This is a genomic window from Aliidiomarina sp., from assembly GCF_022565475.1.
Classification (GTDB): Bacteria; Pseudomonadota; Gammaproteobacteria; order Enterobacterales; family Alteromonadaceae; genus Aliidiomarina.
This window is the reverse complement of sequence record NZ_JAIUMR010000017.1, coordinates 18,205-35,059: the sequence shown is the minus strand read 5'-3', so window position 1 is coordinate 35,059 and position 16,855 is coordinate 18,205. Positions and strand designations below refer to the sequence as shown.

The 16,855-nt window shown below is 50.8% G+C and carries 16 protein-coding genes; 7 read left to right on the top strand and 9 right to left on the bottom strand.

All coding sequences use genetic code 11. From position 1 onward, the window contains the following. Window positions 1-236: 236 nt before the first annotated feature. Entirely contained in the window at window positions 237-1,169 is a 933-nt protein-coding gene (locus tag LAT77_RS11905) for a pirin family protein (protein ID WP_290564787.1), read from the bottom strand. After that, window positions 1,166-2,293: an AI-2E family transporter gene (locus LAT77_RS11900; protein WP_290564786.1), complete on the bottom strand. Its 1,128-nt coding sequence runs from the start codon at window positions 2,291-2,293 to the stop codon at window positions 1,166-1,168. Before LAT77_RS11900 ends, LAT77_RS11905 begins: the two co-directional genes overlap by 4 nt. A 111-nt stretch (window positions 2,294-2,404) precedes the next feature. On the opposite strand from LAT77_RS11900, the gene LAT77_RS11895 reads away from it, so the two are divergent. The 3 genes from LAT77_RS11895 to LAT77_RS11885 all read left to right on the top strand — a co-directional run bounded on the left by LAT77_RS11895 (window position 2,405) and on the right by LAT77_RS11885 (window position 3,496). Next, on the top strand, window positions 2,405-2,563 hold the full coding sequence (locus tag LAT77_RS11895; protein WP_290564785.1) for a hypothetical protein: 159 nt from the start codon (window positions 2,405-2,407) through the stop codon (window positions 2,561-2,563). Window positions 2,564-2,713: 150 nt separating this feature from the next. Further along, entirely contained in the window at window positions 2,714-3,175 is a 462-nt protein-coding gene (locus LAT77_RS11890) for a hypothetical protein (protein ID WP_290564784.1), read from the top strand. A gap of 12 nt (window positions 3,176-3,187) precedes the next feature. Beyond that, a complete protein-coding gene (locus tag LAT77_RS11885) occupies window positions 3,188-3,496 on the top strand; it encodes a helix-turn-helix transcriptional regulator (RefSeq protein ID WP_290564783.1) in 309 nt (102 codons plus the stop codon). Between the two features lie 2 nt (window positions 3,497-3,498). On the opposite strand, the gene LAT77_RS11880 is transcribed toward LAT77_RS11885, so the two are convergent. Beyond that, the gene (locus tag LAT77_RS11880; RefSeq protein ID WP_290564782.1) at window positions 3,499-4,398 is read right to left on the bottom strand and encodes a DMT family transporter; all 900 of its coding nucleotides are present in this window, start codon (window positions 4,396-4,398) and stop codon (window positions 3,499-3,501) included. A gap of 5 nt (window positions 4,399-4,403) precedes the next feature. Next, window positions 4,404-4,979, bottom strand: coding sequence for a glutathione S-transferase N-terminal domain-containing protein (locus LAT77_RS11875; RefSeq protein ID WP_290564781.1), 576 nt, complete (start codon window positions 4,977-4,979; stop codon window positions 4,404-4,406). Between the two features lie 195 nt (window positions 4,980-5,174). Here LAT77_RS11875 and LAT77_RS11870 point away from each other — a divergent pair, with 195 nt between their 5' ends. Both LAT77_RS11870 and LAT77_RS11865 read left to right on the top strand, forming a co-directional pair. Then, on the top strand, window positions 5,175-5,750 hold the full coding sequence (locus LAT77_RS11870) for a phosphatase PAP2 family protein (RefSeq protein WP_290564780.1): 576 nt from the start codon (window positions 5,175-5,177) through the stop codon (window positions 5,748-5,750). Between the two features lie 22 nt (window positions 5,751-5,772). Then, window positions 5,773-6,816: a glycosyltransferase family protein gene (locus tag LAT77_RS11865; protein WP_290564779.1), complete on the top strand. Its 1,044-nt coding sequence runs from the start codon at window positions 5,773-5,775 to the stop codon at window positions 6,814-6,816. Between the two features lie 63 nt (window positions 6,817-6,879). On the opposite strand, the gene LAT77_RS11860 is transcribed toward LAT77_RS11865, so the two are convergent. Then, on the bottom strand, window positions 6,880-8,553 hold the full coding sequence (locus tag LAT77_RS11860; protein ID WP_290564778.1) for a M28 family metallopeptidase: 1,674 nt from the start codon (window positions 8,551-8,553) through the stop codon (window positions 6,880-6,882). A 212-nt stretch (window positions 8,554-8,765) separates the two neighbouring features. Next, window positions 8,766-9,161 carry a DUF4168 domain-containing protein gene (locus tag LAT77_RS11855; RefSeq protein WP_290564777.1) on the bottom strand — a complete coding sequence of 132 codons (396 nt, stop codon included), beginning with the start codon at window positions 9,159-9,161 and terminating at the stop codon, window positions 8,766-8,768. Window positions 9,162-9,387: 226 nt separating this feature from the next. Between LAT77_RS11855 and LAT77_RS11850 the strand changes: the two genes are divergently transcribed. Beyond that, the gene (locus LAT77_RS11850) at window positions 9,388-10,932 is read left to right on the top strand and encodes an ATP-binding protein (protein WP_290564776.1); all 1,545 of its coding nucleotides are present in this window, start codon (window positions 9,388-9,390) and stop codon (window positions 10,930-10,932) included. Between the two features lie 20 nt (window positions 10,933-10,952). Next, the gene (locus LAT77_RS11845) at window positions 10,953-12,341 is read left to right on the top strand and encodes a sigma-54 dependent transcriptional regulator (RefSeq protein WP_290564775.1); all 1,389 of its coding nucleotides are present in this window, start codon (window positions 10,953-10,955) and stop codon (window positions 12,339-12,341) included. On the opposite strand, the gene LAT77_RS11840 is transcribed toward LAT77_RS11845, so the two are convergent. The 3 genes from LAT77_RS11840 to LAT77_RS11830 form a co-directional block, all read right to left on the bottom strand. Further along, entirely contained in the window at window positions 12,338-14,389 is a 2,052-nt protein-coding gene (locus tag LAT77_RS11840; protein WP_290564774.1) for a TonB-dependent receptor, read from the bottom strand. The two genes, LAT77_RS11845 and LAT77_RS11840, sit on opposite strands and share 4 nt — an antisense overlap. Before the next feature lie 36 nt (window positions 14,390-14,425). Next, window positions 14,426-15,574 carry a PQQ-dependent sugar dehydrogenase gene (locus LAT77_RS11835; RefSeq protein ID WP_290564773.1) on the bottom strand — a complete coding sequence of 383 codons (1,149 nt, stop codon included), beginning with the start codon at window positions 15,572-15,574 and terminating at the stop codon, window positions 14,426-14,428. Window positions 15,575-15,780: 206 nt separating this feature from the next. After that, window positions 15,781-16,695, bottom strand: a complete 915-nt coding sequence (locus tag LAT77_RS11830) for a hydrogen peroxide-inducible genes activator (RefSeq protein WP_290564772.1) — start codon at window positions 16,693-16,695, stop codon at window positions 15,781-15,783. Window positions 16,696-16,855 lie beyond the last annotated feature (160 nt).

Genomic DNA, 16,855 nt, shown 5'->3' with positions numbered 1-16,855 from the left:
TCCAACCACCTTTTGCACGAAACAGTACAATTTCAAGCAAGTAATTGTCAACCACCTTTTGCACAAAAGAGAGTTGATTCCAGTTTAACTACTCAGATAGAATCCAACCTTGTATTGCAAATAGCCACTTTTTGTTGAAACTACCGCTGCGTAAGCTACCGGCAAATGCGAGAATCTTTTTCTTCGACTGTGCCATTTTGACTCCTTACTACTGAAATGAATTCGGACACCTTGGTCTAGCGCCAAGGCACTTCCGGCCCCTGCATGCGCGCCGCGTTACTATTCGGTACATCGCCAAAGCGTTTGTGATGCGCATGCCAGTCTTGCTGGGCTTGGCTAATGTATTCCTTACTATACCCTACGTAATTCCACCAGATTGTGATCGGTTTGGTCAGAGGTGTGCCGCCAATGAGGAGCAATCGACTTCCCTTTTTGGCGCTAATTGTTGCGGTGTCGTGCCCCGTCGCGAGCACGGCTAACTCATCTTGATTGAAGGTTGTTCCGGTTAGGGAAAAACCGCCGACTAATGCGGTGATGCCATATTCGAACGCCGGCTCTAAATTGACCGATATTTCATCATCGGCCGCAAAGTGCAAATCTATGCCAACAATTGGCAAATATGTCCGTGTGGGTGCTTTTTGTCCGTTAAATTCACCGATCAGAAGGGTTAAGGCGACATGGCCAAGGTGCATTATCGGCAAGTCTGAATAATGTTCAAAGGCAGGTGCGCTGTTTTGCTCGGACTCCGGCATTGCAATCCACAGTTGCGCGGCATGCAGCTCGCGTCCACTTTCCTTGCTGAACACAGATTCCTCGGTATGGCTGATGCCATGGCCAGCCGTCATTAAGTTGACTTGACTGGGACGAATGATTTGCCGATTTCCTAAACTATCACGATGCAATACTTCGCCGGCAAGCATCCACGTGAAGGTTTGCAGGCAGGTGTGTGGGTGCGGGCCAACCTGCATGCCCGTTTCGTCTGCAGAAAAAGTGACGGGGCCGGCATGGTCGAGAAAACACCAGGGGCCAATCGTACGTTGCGCTTTCGTCGGCAAAGTCCGCGCCACGGGTATGCCACCCACATCGGACATCCGTGCTTGTATGCGTTTGGTTTGGCAGGGTTTGCCCTCGCTGGTGTATTCGGTATTTGCTGCGGACTCACGGCTCATGAAGATTCCTTTTTGCGTAATGTCTTCACACTGTCCTTCGACAGGACTTGATACACGCTATTCATTTGGGGAATGTGACTAATCACCACCATGATGACGGTCATGAGTGGCACCGCAATAAACACGCCGATCGGCCCCCACAACCAACCCCAAAAGAAGATGGCAATGAAAATAACGACGGGATTGACCGCAAGTCGCATGCCGTGAATGTACGGCTCCAAAAAGAAGCCAACTAAACTGCTAATGATCATGAAACTGACCGGTACGACGGCCATTTGCCACACGGAATCAAAGCTGGTGACAGAAACCACGGTGAGTAAACCAAAAGCAATGAACACACCGAGGTAGGGGATAAAACGTGTCAAGGCAACGATGAGACCCCACACCACCGGTGAAGGCATGCCTATGGCCCAAGCAATCAGGCCAATAGCGACACCAATACTCGTGTTGGTCAGCGTGATGACGCCCAAATAACGAGCGATTTGTTCTTGGCCACTGCGAATAATCCGCATCATGATTCGTCGTTTTCGGCGCTTCATTTGATCCGCGAGGTTCAATAGCATACGGTCGCCGCTGACCAACAAGAAATAGGTTAAGGCCAGCGCCAATGTCACCCCAGAAGCGGTTTGATACAGGCCGGTGGTGAGCTGGTTCCGCCACGAGTCGGTTTGCAGTACGACGGTTTGTGGCGTTTCGGCATCATCGCCCATTTGCTCTTCGAGTTGCTCTTCAATTTCGGCTGCTGTGTCGGTTAATGTGCTCAGGTGACGTTGCAGATCACTCTCACCGACGAGAAGCTGTGAGATGGTTTGCGGCGCGCGCGCCGCCCACTCTAGTAATGGCTGACTGACTGCAGCGACAATGCCAGCCATCGCTGCAAGTAAGCTGATTAAAAGAAGTAAGGCTGAGATTGACTTCGGTAGCCCCCATTTTTTGTAAAGCTTTTCGACGACAGGCGAAAATAGCAAGGTAACCAATATCGCCAGAACAATGGGCAAGACAATTTGGTGCGCAAGGTAGAAGGTATATAAGATGGCGAGAACGAACAAACCATAGATCGGCGTTTTTAAACTCTCACTAGGGGCTTCTTGGTTTGCTTCCGCGCTTGTCGTTGATTTCGCCATAAATTCGTTTGTCCTTGTTTTCGAAACTACTTTTAACTTAATCATTAACTATAGTGCAAAAAACGCCTAGTATTAACCCAATAGCCGATTCAATTTGCGGAGGTCGAACGCGTGAACACAAACTTAGCCAAAACGATTGTCATAGGAGTCGCTGCGGGTATTGCGTTAGGTGCTGTGGGTATGGTCGCAACGAACTCGTTTGCGCTTGGGGTGGTTACGGGCGTGATCGCTGCGTTTATCGTGGCCAGTATTTTCCGTTCCCGCGATTAATTGACAAACCAATATAAATCAATAAGTTAAAAATCATGGCGGCTCAGTGTCATATGACAAAAGCCTGCCTGACGCAGGACTGACGCCGAATTTAGCTGAGTAGTGTGGTGGAATGCACTCAAGCAGTTCAGCTAAACCAAGGAATACAACATGAAAGAGCAACAATCTTTGACGAACAGCCCGAAAAGCTCCTTATCCATGAGCAATGGCGGTAATTTTTACTTTGATGTGCGTGGTCTCCAATTACGCGTTTGGTTTTCCAGCTTTACCGGCGCCGAGCGCATTTACTTAGACGATGAACTCGTTTCGTCAAACCGTTCCTATCGAAAAATGAGCACCCATACCTTTCAGGTGGACGGTGAAGCGTATGCGTTGAAAGTTGGTGTACGCAGCTGGGGTGACGCCTTTCGTGGCATTTATGTCGCCGAGCTCTATCGCGGCGAGCAACTGATTGACCAAGATGAAATTATCCTGTTTGCGGAAGAGCAAAAAGGGGAAAAGCCGAAGCAATCGACCTGGCGTTGGATTACCAGTCTGCTGATTGGTCTTGTCGTTGGTTACGGTGTTGGCTATACGTTTGCCAAGCTCACGAAATACTTCTTTTTTGGGTAAGGTGGCTTTGGAATGAACGTAAATGCTGAAATTGTCCGTGAAAAGCGCCTGCAAAAAGGCTGGACGCAACAGCAGTTGGGTGATGTCGCTGGACTGAGCTTGCGCACGATCCAGCGTGTTGAGAGTCAAGGACAAGGCTCGTTAGAAACCTGCAATGCAATTTGTGCGGTACTCGAGGTGCCACGTGAAATACTGTTGTCGCAAACGCCAAGTGCCGATCAAGGCCGTGCTAAACCGGTTTGGTTATTACCGACCTGCATGGCGTTGCTGATTGGTTTTGCTGCCGGTGTCGCGGTCACCGTCCTATTTAATGGTAGTTAGCCTCAACCTTCGCCGGCCACGCGCGTGCGCCGGCGCCATTGTTGAATGACCAATCCACCAATAATCAATAGCAAACCAACAACTGTGGCTGGGTAAATGGTTTCACCAATAATGACGGCAAGTAACACAAGCGAGATAAACGGCGAAATAAAAATTAAATTGCTTATTTTCGCGGTGTTTTGCGTCAATTTCATCGCTTTTAGCCACAATACGAAGGTTAAACCCATTTCGAATAGACCAACGTAGGTCACGGCGGCCCAGCCTTGCCACGGAATACCGCTCCAGTCGGTAAAATACCAGCTCGCAGCCAGAGAGAACGGCAAGGAAATACCAAAACACAGCAATAACGTTAAGACCGGCTCGGACTGATGGCGGGTATTCAAAATCCAATAACCCGCCCACAAAAATGTCGACAATAACGCCCAGCCCACCCCGGCAACACTGGTAAAGTTTAAACCAAGGATATCGCCTCGGGTCGCAATCACCAACACACCGAGATAACCAAGCACGCAGGCGATCCAATCACGTTTGCGAATTTTTTGGCCAAGAAATACCGCGGCCATCAAGGTTAAGGCAATCGCCCAAGTGTAGTTCAGTGGCTGTGCCTGTGAAGCGGGCAATAAGGTATAGGCCTGAAACAACACTAAGTAGTAAATCAAAGGATTGAGCAAGCCCAGTGCAAGGTAATAACGCAGGTGCTTACGCAGTTCGGGAATGATTTCGTGCTGGCGCTGTTGTACCAAAATCACGAAGAGCAAAAATGCAAAAGAAACCACGCTCGCCGCAGCAACCATTTGCAGTGGCGAGAGATAAGTCAGGGTAATCTTAAAGGCGGTCGCAACGGTCGACCACAACAAAACGGCCGCTAACGCCAAGAGAAATGCGCGACGTTCAGCGGCCATGCGGGTTATGCCTGTGGTGGCGCGGTAGCGACAAACGACGGCTGTGCTTTCGCGTCGTTGAGTAATTTCAGTAACGTTGGATAGTTGCTGAAGTCTAAGCGTTGACGGAAAAGCGCCCAGTCCATAAAGCAAGCCAGGCGAATGCCAGCATCATCCCATGGTAATTGCGCTGGCCACGGATAGTCTTCCAGTGCTAGTAACGAGGTTTGAATGCGAGCCGCTTGCCGCTGTAAATATGGATTCGCATCGCTCGTTAAGCCTTCGCGCTCAAGTAAAAACAAATTAACGGTGGTGTCGAGAGCGGTGTTAATCAGGCAGTATAAATCCAGTGACTCGACATCAGCGCAAAACGATTCACCGGCGGACTCGCGGATCAATTTAAGAATCGAGGTGGAGTCATTGAGTTGCAGTGTCTTACCACCGACGTCAGTGCGTAAAAAAGGTACGCGCTGTGCCGGAGAGCCAGCGGCGCTTTGGCTGTAATCGGTTTCAATAAATTCGTGTGCTAGGCCGGTATCCGCTAACGCAACCCGAATATGACGGACAAAAGGTGAAGTGAAGCTGCCGAATAATTGCATCATAACGTCGATTTCCTAGCGAAGAGGGAACAGGTTAAACAAGGCTTGCATCATGCCTCAGCCGCCTTTTAGAAACAAGAGAGCCGCTGCGAAAGCCTTGGTTCACTTGATGAATAATTAATCAAACGATCATGCCGCTGTAACAAATCTGTCATTGCCCCCACCTACACTAGCTACAACTGAAAGACGGGAGCCATGATGATGAAAACTTCAAGCCTAGTCAGTCGTCAAAAGTCGCCGCCGTTATCCAAGTGGATGCAAGCGCAGCAGCTCGAAGATCGCTGCTTTTGCTGGCTCAGTCAACAATTGCGGCGCCCCGGCAATGGCGCGCTGGCTCGCTGGTTGTCGCGTTCCGGCGATGGTTACGGCTATTTACTTTTTTGCCTGGCTTTGTTTGCAGTGGGCTCAACTCAAGCCTTCCCCGTCCTGCAGGTTCTCTTGCTGGCCTTCGCTATTGAGCTTCCGATTTATTGGCTGTTAAAGAACACCCTTCGTCGCAGCCGACCTTACTCGCGACTCCCTCACTTCGCTTCGTTGATTCAAGCAAGCGACAAATTCAGCTTTCCTTCGGGCCATACTACCGCGGCATTTCTTTTTGCCACGGCCACCGCGACCCTGTTACCTGCACTCGCAGTGCCATTGTTCATCTGGGCGGCATTGGTTGGTTTGTCACGCATTGCCTTGGGTGTGCATTACCCCACGGATATTCTGGCTGGAGCGGCGTTGGGTTCGGCGCTCGGTTGGCTCGCACTCTCGATCAGCGGCATCTTGTAGTCATCAGGAAAAGGAACGGACGATGAATATTTTAATTGGCGTACAGGGGACTGGTAATGGTCATATCAGCCGTTGCCATGCATTGGCACAAGCGCTCTCGCATCATCCTAGCGTGCAAGCTGACTTTCTCGTCTCCGGTCGGGCACCAGAAAAATTGTTTGATATGGAGGCCTTCGGTGCTTATCAATGGCGGCAAGGATTAAGCTTTCAAGTGCGCGATGGTCGCGTCTCGGTACTCGATACCATTAGCCACAATCCTTGGACACAATTTTGGCAGGACGTGCGTGAGTTAGACCTCAGCCGATACGATCTGGTGGTGACGGATTTTGAGCCGGTGACCGCATGGGCCGCTCGCCGTCAAGGGGTTCGCTGTATTGGATTAGGCCGCCAGTATGCTTTTTTCAAACAGTCTGCTGCATTACCGACCTCTTTACTGCAACGGACTATGTTGCGCCAGTTTGCGCCCTGCGATGTCACCGTGGGTATGCATTGGGAAGACATCGGCCCACACGTATTACCGCCGTTGATTCATCGACCCGCCGGCGCCTTGCCGATCTTGGGCCATGAAATTTTAGTCTATTTACCGTTTGAGCCGCTGGCGCACGTGCTGGCTTTGCTGCAGAATTTCCCCGAGTATCAATTTGCCGTCTATCACCCAGAGGCGCAACGTGAAGATCACGGTCATATTCAGTGTTTTGCCCCATCCCGCCAAGGGTTCGCACTCGCCTTTGCACGTGCTGAAGGTGTTATCGCTAACGCTGGCTTTGAAACCAGCAGTGAAGCGCTTGCGTATGGCAAGAAATTACTCGTTAAGCCTCTGACAGGACAATTCGAACAGCTTGCAAATGCCCATTGTTTAGCCACACGTCAGCTCGCAACGGTAATGGACTCGCTGAATGTGAACGATGTCGAGGAATGGCTAGAAACAAGCCGCACCGTGCGCATGGAATGGCCGGATGTGGGACCTGTGCTCGCGGAGTGGCTCGCCAATGGCGCCTATGAACCGGTTGCCAAACTTCATCAACAGCTCTGGCTGCACACTCAGCGCATCGCGCTTTCCGCTTAGGCTTCAATAAAAAACGGGAAGACACTATGTCTTCCCGCTTCTAACGTTAACGCTGAGTTTAAATTAACGGCGCATGTCTTCGGTTTCTAAGCGCTTCGCTTCAAACTCGTTGCCGGTAGCCCATTGTGGCCAAACACGACTATTGGCAAGGTCACGGCCGGTGCGGAAAAACACCCACATGTCTTGGTGAATGCCGCGTAAATCCCACTCGGGGTCGTATTTGTCAGCAACTTTGTGATAGCGGTTGGCAATAAATTCAGCCGCTTCGCGCTCACCGTACTCGCGGCCAAGCGTGAAGTGATCGACGCCGCCTTTTGCATAGAGTACTGGCACACCTTGCTTGGCAAGGCTGAAGTGATCTGAGCGATAGAAAATACCCGCTTCTGGGTTGTTTTCTGGCGACATGTAACGGTTTTGCGCGATGACGTGTGACTCAGCAAAGTCTTGCATGTTGGAATTATTCCAACCGACCACAACAAAGTCACGCACTGGGCCGTGCGCATAGAACATGTCCATGTTAAAGCCCGCGACTGTTTTACCTAGAGGCATTAACGGATTTTCGGCGTACCAAGCAGAGCCAAGTAGACCGCGTTCTTCAGCGCCGACAAATGCAAAGACCACGGTTCGCTCTGGTGTTTCACCAGCAGCAAATTTCTCTGCCATAGACAGTAATGCAGCTGTGCCAGTTGCGTTGTCTTGAGCACCATTGAAAATTTCACCACTAATGGGGTCAACACCCATATGGTCCCAGTGCGCCATATAAATAATGTGCTCTTCTGGGTAGGTGCTGCCTTCAATGTAACCAACAATATTGTGGGTATCGAGATATGAGAACTCGTTTTCAACAATCATCGACATGCTGGTGTTTAGGTCAACCGGAGCAAAGTCTGACGATAGTGCCAGTTCATGTGCTTCAGCCAAGGAAATGCCGGCATTTGCAAACAACTTTTCAGCGCTATCCGCAGTCACCCAACCTTCGAGTTCAACGCGGTGCATGTTGTTGTTTTCAGTTTTCATGGTGAAACGCACTGGCGAACCGCCAGCGATGACACCCCAGCCGTAACCGGCTGGACCGTCTTCATGAATAATAATCGCGCCGGTTGCGCCTTGGCGGGCGGCTTCTTCAAATTTGTAGGTCCAACGGCCATAGTACGTCATGGCATTGCCGTTAAATAATTCAGGATCTTGTGTAGCATAACCAGGGTCGTTAACAAACATCACCACAGTTTTGCCTTCAACGTCGAGACCTTCGTAGTCGTTCCAGCCAAATTCCGGCGCAACAATACCGTAGCCAACGAATACCATGTCGCTGTTTTCAACAGTCACACCGTCAACCACGCGGTTGGTCCAGCCCATCATTTCGCTGCGGTAGGTCAGTTCGCTCGTTTCGCCGTTGTGTTCAAGCTGCATATTGGTCACGCGACTTGGTGCGATACGGACCAGTGGCACCGGCTGCGTATAGTCTTCGTTGGTGAACGACTGAATGCCGAGATCACGCATAATGCCGGCGATATAATCGATAGTCAGCTCTTCACCGCGGGTGCCGGGTGCACGACCTTCAAATTCGTCAGATGACAAAGTGCGTAAATGTTCACGGTAGGTGTCGCTAAAATGGGCGTCAATCAGCCCTTCAGCGTCTGCTTGCGGTGCATACGGGTCAACTTCGGCCTGCTGCGGTGCTTCTGCACATGCGGCGAGCAAAACGAGCGCTGACGCACCTAACCAAAGGTGGCGCATAGTAATTCCTCTTCTGTTGTTATCTCAGACAATGACATGCAATGCAGACTTTCTCGGGAAGTCTTGCTGCACGCGAACGCCAACATCATACCGTAAAAATTCAGTATTAGCATAACGTCAGAAGAGAATGAGTGAACACCGTGCTTTGAAGACAAGAAAGCCCCGACAATGTCGGGGCTTCGGACGTGCGAACTGCTATTCAAGAGCAGTGATTAATAGCGCTCGTCTTCGTCTTCACGCATTTCTTCAACGCGGCGCTGAACTTCTGGGTCGTTCTGCAAACGATAGGCCAGCGCGTTGTACTCTTCAACGCTCAATCCGGTGTCTTCAACGGACTCAACCATTTCACGCTGAGCGTTCATTTGTAGTTCTTGCGCGGCTTCTTGAGTTTCAACGCTTTCTAGCGCCGTCACGAACTCATTATTGATGCGTTCAATGTGCTCAATGGCTTCGACGAACTTCTCGAGTTGCTCATCAGTTACTGGCTCATTGGCCATTTGTTCCATTTGCTGTTGCGCGTACGCCGCTGCATCTTGGTCTTGTGCCAGAGCTGGTGTCGCGAACATAGCGGCAACGAGAGCTGAAAGTGCAAAAGTACGTTTTAACATGAGTCCTCCTGTGGACGTTTTTCAAATTTATTAAGTTGTCACTCAAGAATAAAGCGAAGACCATGCCAACTTTTAAGTTGTTATCATAAGTTATTGATTTTTAGTTAAATGCACGGGCTTTACAATATTTTGGCGGAATCTTAACAGACGCTTTTAGCGACTTAATGTGTATACTTTTGTCACATGTGTCATTTATGTCCGTGTCATTTTGTGTCAGAATTAGCCAATGCGAGAACTTAATGTGAAACGAAATTTAGCGTCATCTGCCTCATGGTGGAAGTTATCGGGTGTTCAGCGCGCCCTCCTGGTGTACGTCGTTATTCCCATGCTAGCGATTGTGGGTATCGGGCTGGGGGTTGGTATTGAGCGACTCAATAGTCTTGAAACCGAACGACTCAAAGATGATTTGGAGTTGCTGGGTCGGGCCATCCGCTTACCTGTGCAGGAAGCTATTTTGGAGAATGACGAAGAGGCGGTACAACGTGCGCTTGAGTCGGTGTTCGAAATTGGCCGAGTTTATGGCGCGTCGGTATACGACGCCAACGGTAATCGAGTGGCGGCAGCGGGTATTGCTTCGCGTGACCTAAGTCGCAGCCGAGTAGCGCAGGAAGTGGTGTTGACCGGTGAGCAGCAAGAACGCACCCGACAAATTTCCGGGGTGGAAATGTACTCGCAGTTTTTACCCTTATTCGATCCGCTCGGGCAACCGAATGGGTTTATCCAAATTAATCGTCAGGCCAGCGACTTCGAGGCTTCCTTTGCGCGTCTGACCCGAGCGGCTTGGGTGATTTGGCTGGCGATGGCATTACTGACGTTAACTGTGGTGATTTTTGGTCACTATCGCGGGGTCGGTCGTCATGTCAATCAACTGAAGCAGGCGATGACACGGGTGGAAGCAGGAGAACGAGATTACCGAACCGCAACGGACGGACCGGGTGAAGTGGCAGAGATCGCGCGTGGTTTGAATCAAATGCTCGACAGTATTGAGCGCAAAGACGAAGAACTCGAACAGGCTCGGCGGCAAGAGCAAGAGCTTGCCGAAAAGCTGCAACATCAAGAAAAAATGGCCGCGATCGGCAATGTTGCCAGTGGCATTGCTCATGAACTTGGTGCGCCACTGACGGTAATTGATGGCCGGGCTCAGCGTTTATTGCGCAAAGAGAATGATCCCGATCGGCAGCGTCAATTAACTGCGATCCGTGGCCAAGTGGCGCGTTTAACTCGAATTGTTCAACAGCTCCTGAATTATTGTCGTCCCGCCGAGGAGCACATTGAAGAAGTTGCGGATGACGCTGCAATCAGCTTGCCGGAGTTATTACAAGGCGTGTTAGACAGTATTCGCCACGAACTCGACGACGAGGCGCTGCAATTGCGGCTGATACTGCCGGACCAGCCGCTACCTACTTTTTATGCGAGCGCTTCGCGGCTTGAGCTGGCAATGGTGAATTTAGTCCGTAATGCCGCACAAGTTGCCGACCAATGGGTGGTGGTGCAAGTCGACTATGAATCTGGCCCCGTCAGTCTGCATTCAAGGCAACAGCCAGAAGTGACCATTCGGGTACTTGATGATGGGCCCGGTTTAAGTGAGGCATTGTCGGAACAAGAACTGATGGAACCGTTTGTCACCACCAAAGGGCAAGGAGAAGGAACGGGCTTGGGCTTAGCGATTGTAACCAATGTTGCCCAGGAATACCGGGGGCAGCTGCGGTTAGAAAATAACCCAGAAGGTCGCGGTTGTATTGCGACGTTAACGCTGAAATTAGCAACCTAACACGTGTCGTTGGAGAGAAAATGGCGAATTGGAATGAACGCATTATTGTCGTCGAAGACGACCCCGGATTGGCCGAACTCTTAGTTGAAGAACTGGAGTCCGAAGGCTTTCGGGTACGTCACTTTCTCTCCGTCGAAGACGCTTGGCCACAAATTGAGCGCTGGCAGCCGGATTTGGTGCTCAGTGATTTGCGTCTTCCGGGCGCCGACGGCATGAGCCTGGTCAAGCACGTAAAGTCATTGTCACCCGCGCCTTTAATGTTGTTAATCACAGCATTTGGTTCGGTCAGTCAGGCGGTCGCCGCGTTGAAACAAGGTGCGGATGACTTTATGACCAAGCCGTTGGACATGGAGCATTTGTTATTGACCATTCAGCGCTTGTTGAAGCATCGTCGGCTTGAGCGGGAAGTCAGTCAATTACGTCAGCAAAAGCATGCTGAAACCTTCCATGGCATGATTGGTCAAAGCCGCGCTATGCGCCAGCTCTACCAGAATATTCAACAGGTTGCGGCCACTGACGCGCCGGTGTTGGTGTTAGGTGAAAGTGGTACCGGAAAAGAGTTGGTAGCAAAAGCTATTCATGCGGAAAGCGGACGAGTAAGCCAACCATTTTTGGCGGTGAACTGCGCCGGAATTCCTACAGAGTTGATGGAAAGTGAATTTTTCGGCCATGCCGCCGGTGCTTTTACGGGTGCGCAAAAGGCTCGTACCGGTCTGCTTAAAGAAGCCGATGGTGGTACCTTGTTGCTCGACGAAATTGGTGAAATGCCGTTAGAGTTGCAGGCTAAGCTATTACGAGTGTTGCAAGAGGGGACAATGCGTCCGGTCGGTGCGGATCAAGAAGTGCAGGTCAATGTACGCATTATCGCTGCGACTCACCGTGATCTGGAAACGCGAGTCAGCGATGGCGACTTTCGGCAAGACTTGTTTTACCGACTTGAAGCATTAACGTTGCAGATTCCAGCCTTGCGAGAGCGTGGTGACGATCGCGAGCTGCTCGCGCAGCATATTCTTGCCGAGCTGACCCAAGCGTCAGGTGCAGCACGTCAGTTTAGTCCAGCGACGCTCGACTTAATCTATCACTATCCGTTTCCGGGAAACATTCGCGAGCTACGAAACGCCATTGAGCGCGCCGTCACGTTTTGCCAAGAGGATGTAATTGAACCCGAGCATTTACCTGAGCGCATGCGCTTGGCGGCATCGCAGCTTTCACCACAGCTTGCGCCGCAGGTTGCCAACGACAACCAAGCTGGACAAGACGTTCAGCCGCTACGCACACTCAGCGAAGTGCAGCAAGACTATGTCCAGTATGTTCTGCGAGAAACCGGCGGTAATAAACGCAAAGCCGCCGATATTCTTGGTGTCACCCGTCGTACCTTGTATCGCTGGTTAGAGGGCGAAAACGACTAAAAGCGACGAGTAACAGTGACACCTGCCATCCAAATCCGTCCCGGTGCTGGTTCAAACGACCGGCCATTCCCTTGGTTAACCACCACTGAACCCACGTAGGTTTTGTCGGTGAGGTTCTCAAGGCGTAACCAAGGTTGGACGCGCCAGTTATCAACGACGAAGTCACTGCGCACGGCTGCGTTCCACACCGTGGCGCTGGGCGCAAACTCACTGTTTGCATCATTGGTGGCTATGTTTGAACGATAACGAGCATTCACCAGCAACTCCAGCCTTTCACTGCCAAGTGGCCGCCACTCGAGCTGTTGAAACAGTTCATGTTGGGCAAGACCGGGTAGCCGGTTACCCGCGCTGGTCACTTCGCTACCGCCATAGTTGGCGTTTAAATAAGTGTAACTCGTGCGCAAGCTCCAGTCTTGGGCAAAACGCCAAATGCCACTAATTTCTAGTCCTTCACGTTCGGTACGCGCAGCATTGCGATAGGTTGTACGACCATCCAAACTTTGGTCGACAACCAAGTCGTCGCGGGTATTGATTTGAAAGACGGTGACTTGCCCTTGCACTGTAGCGCTGAGCCATTTCAAGCCGACTTCGTGTTGCTCAAGTTTCGCTGCGCGTAAATCGGTATTGAGGCCGGTTCCTTCATTCTGATACGCCATTTCGGTGAGGGTCGGTGTTTCAAAGCCTTCACCAGTGGCTATAAATGCGCTTAATTGTGGTGAAATGGCGTAACTTAGCCCTGTACTCCAAGCAAACTCGGTATAACGCACTGCGCCGCTATCATCCGGGTTGCCCTCGACAATAAAACGATCAACAACAGCAAAATCGAGATTGCTGTAGCGCACGCCAGTCACCCAAGCGACTCGCTCGTTGACTTGCAGGTCACTGATGACGGAGCCATCAAGACTTTCGACGGTGCCAGTTTCGTCACGACGTAAATCACCGCGTTGGCCAAAATCATTCACAAAGCCACGGCGTTCGTCTGTTTGTTTTTCATAGTCCAACGCTGTGGTCACGCGCCAGTTTCTGCGCGCTTGCCAAGTGGTTTCGGCATTCACGCCAGTGAAACTGCGAGCTAAATCGACGACACCGCCCGCTTGCGTAATCGCACTGCCGGGAAAGGCTAGGTACTGTTCAATTTCACGCTTTCCGCGCCATGCGTTAACTTGCCAACTGGCTAGGTGCGCCATTGCGCTTGAGCGCTGTCGGAGGGTCAATGATTGCTGACGATGACGAATAGACTTTCGGGTTGCAAAGGTTTCCGCTTGCGAAGCAATTTGGCGTGGATCTTCGCGCCATTGTCCAGGGCTAAGCGCAAGTGGATCGCCCAAATAAGGCGCGTCGTTATCATCGACTCTAAGAATGAGTTCCATACCATCGCTAAAGGTATGAAAAGCGCGTAATGCCCATTGGTCGCGCTCAACAGCACTATTGGGGCGATCACCATCGGTGCGAAAACGTGCATAATCGAAGCTCAAGGTGCTACCGGTTTCCCCCTGATCAGCAATCACGCCACGCAGATGTTGACGCTCACGGGCACTGCTACCCGCACTTAAATTGGCGCTAAGCTGAGATTCACGTGGTCGCTCGCTCTGTAAGTCAATGACGCCACCAGCCGAGTTGCCGTAAACCGCAGCGAAAGGCCCACGCAGCACTTCAACCTGACTCGGCTCGTCAAGCAAAATACTTGAGGTTTGTGCTTGCCCGTCGGGCATTGACAGTGGAATACCGTCTAAGCGTAATCGCACGCCACGAACCCCAAACGCAGCCCTCGCACCAAAGCCACGCAAGGTAATGCGCGTGTCTTGAGCGAAGTTATAGCGAGTATCGACCTGCACGCCCGCGATACCGATGAGTAACTCGGCGGCATCGGTGCGCATGCCAGGTAATTGCTCTTGTACCGAAATGCGTTCAATACTTGCAGGTGTGGATAGCCAAGGACGTTCACTGCGTGTTGCGGTCACCACAATGACGTCCTCGGTAGCGGAAGTTTCTTCGGCCACAACGTTAAGGGTGGTGAACAATGACGGCGAGAGAAAAAGGCTCGTCATGACGACGAACCTTGTTGGGTACAACTTAGCCATGGTTTATTCCGCTGGCTTTAAACGTAAGATTTTGTCGTTGTCACGATTATCGGTGAGCAAATAAATGTAGCCGTCAGGACCGACGCGCACTTCGCGAATTCGGTAATCCATGTTCATGACTTCTTGGTGAATCACGCGGTCACCATCCACTTCTAAACGTGCGACTTGCTGGCCACGCAAACCACCGGCGAGAATATTGCCCTGCCACGCTGGGAATTTATCACCGTCATAAAAATTCATCCCGCTGACAGCGATCGAAGGTGTCCAATGCCAAACAGGTAATTCCATGCCGTCTTTTTTGAAGCTCACGGTTTCGGCCATTTGCCCACCACCGTATTGTTCGCCATGGGTAATGACCGGCCAGCCATAGTTTTTACCCGGTTCCGGCTGATTCACTTCGTCACCGCCTTGCGGACCATGTTCAACCGCCCAGACCAGACCTGTACTGGGCTGAATGTCGATGCCTTGAATATTGCGGTGCCCGTAAGACCAGATCTCCGGTAACGCGCCTTCTGTGTTGACATAAGGGTTGTCCGCTGGCACTGAGCCATCGGGGTGAATGCGAATTAACGTACCGGTATGGCTGTCGAGGTCTTGTGATTCGAGCATTTGATGACCACGATCACCTAAGCCGACATACAGATGTTGCCCGTCTGGGGTGAACACCATGCGGCCACCGTAGTGACGACCACCATCGACTTTTGGATAGCCGCTAAAAATCCGGGTAAAGTCATGTAATGCGCCATCGGCCAAACGCGCATGTGCGACGGCGGTGCTGGTCACATTACTGCCCGGCGCATCAGGCTCTGACCACGAAATATAAATGCGTTGAGTTTCAGCAAAGTCAGGCGCAAGCGTAACGTCTAACAAACCGCCTTGGTTACGCACGCGAACTTCTGGCAAACCTTCAATGGGATCGCCGAGCGTGCCGTCGGCTTCAACGATACGTAAGCGTCCCGGCAACTCGGTGACCAGCATGCGGCCGTCACCGATAAAAGCTATGCCCCAAGGACGAACGAGGCCCTCAGCAACGGTTTCTACTTCAACGTTGGTCCAACGGGTTTCAATCGTACTTGCTTCTGCTGGAGCTGCTAAAACTGCACTGCCTCCGAATGCCATCGCAAAAGCTAAACTGATAGTGGTTCGTTGCATCGTGAAGTAACTCCTCTGTTAGTGGGTGTCTGTGCTGGACAGACAAAAAACAAAGCTCAATCGGAACTGAGTTTGCTTAAAAACTCGCAATTACAGCGTTATGAGTATAGTTAAATACCACAGAAATGAGTGTGGCGATCAGTGTGACCGCCAAAAACTCGATTAACGGATAACTCCGTACGATGACTGTCATATGCTTAACACGACTAGTTTAATGTCGAAATGGGCAAAAATTCCGCTAGCACTTCGGCCAATTTACGGAAAGTCTGGCGGCGGCTCGTGGTCGGTCGAAAGACTAAACCAATCTCACGGTATGCTTCACCATCGCCGGGTTCGGTAATGATTAAATCACTACCGTTGAGTATCCCCGCGTCAATTGCCATTTGTGGTACAAAGGTGGCGCCTTGTAAGGCCTCGGCCATTTGAATCAAGCTATGCAAACTCGACGCGGTGAACGGATTAATCTTATCTTTGTTACCGAGACGACAAGCGGTGACCGCATGCCCTGTCATGCAGTGTTCCTTTTCGAGGAGGAAAATACTCTTATTCGGCAGTTTGTTGTAATCCACCGGTTCTCCAGCAAGCTTGGCTAACTCAGGTACCAGCGCCATTTTGAATGGGTCTTTGCCAACAACCCACTGCTGGTTGCCTTGCAAATCAACTGGTAAGGCAAGAATGAGTACATCGAGATCGCCATCACGCAATAAATTCATGAGCTGATGGGTGGTGTCCTCGCGAATATACAAGCTTAGCTTTGGATAGTTCTGTTTCAACGCCTTGCTTAATGGGCCAAGAATAAAGGGTCCAATGGTCGGAATGCAGCCAATCCGCAAAGGTCCTTCCATGATATTGCCTTGGCTTTGGGCAAAGTTCACCAGCTCTTCAGTATGGGTCAGGATTTCTCGTGCCCGCTCCACCACTTCTTCGCCCATGCCGGTAAATAAAAATGACTTGTGATCGCGCTCAATCAATTGGCAGCCCAATTGTTCTTCAAGGTTTTGAATGCCGCTACTTAATGTCGACTGACTCACAAAGCAGGCTTGCGCAGCACGATTGAAGTTTTGATGCTGATGCAGTGCGAGTAGATAGGTCAGGTTTTTTAAACTAGGTAACTTGCTCATTGTCGTTCACCAAAAGCTAATCAGATTATTCGATTATAGTAATAGCTTTTATTCGTTTTCACCAATGAAAATTATTGCCTAACATACGTCGTGAGTTTGCAGCAGTCCTAGTCAACGGTAAGAGCTTTTGATTAGGTTCTAAATTAAAATTATGGAGAAA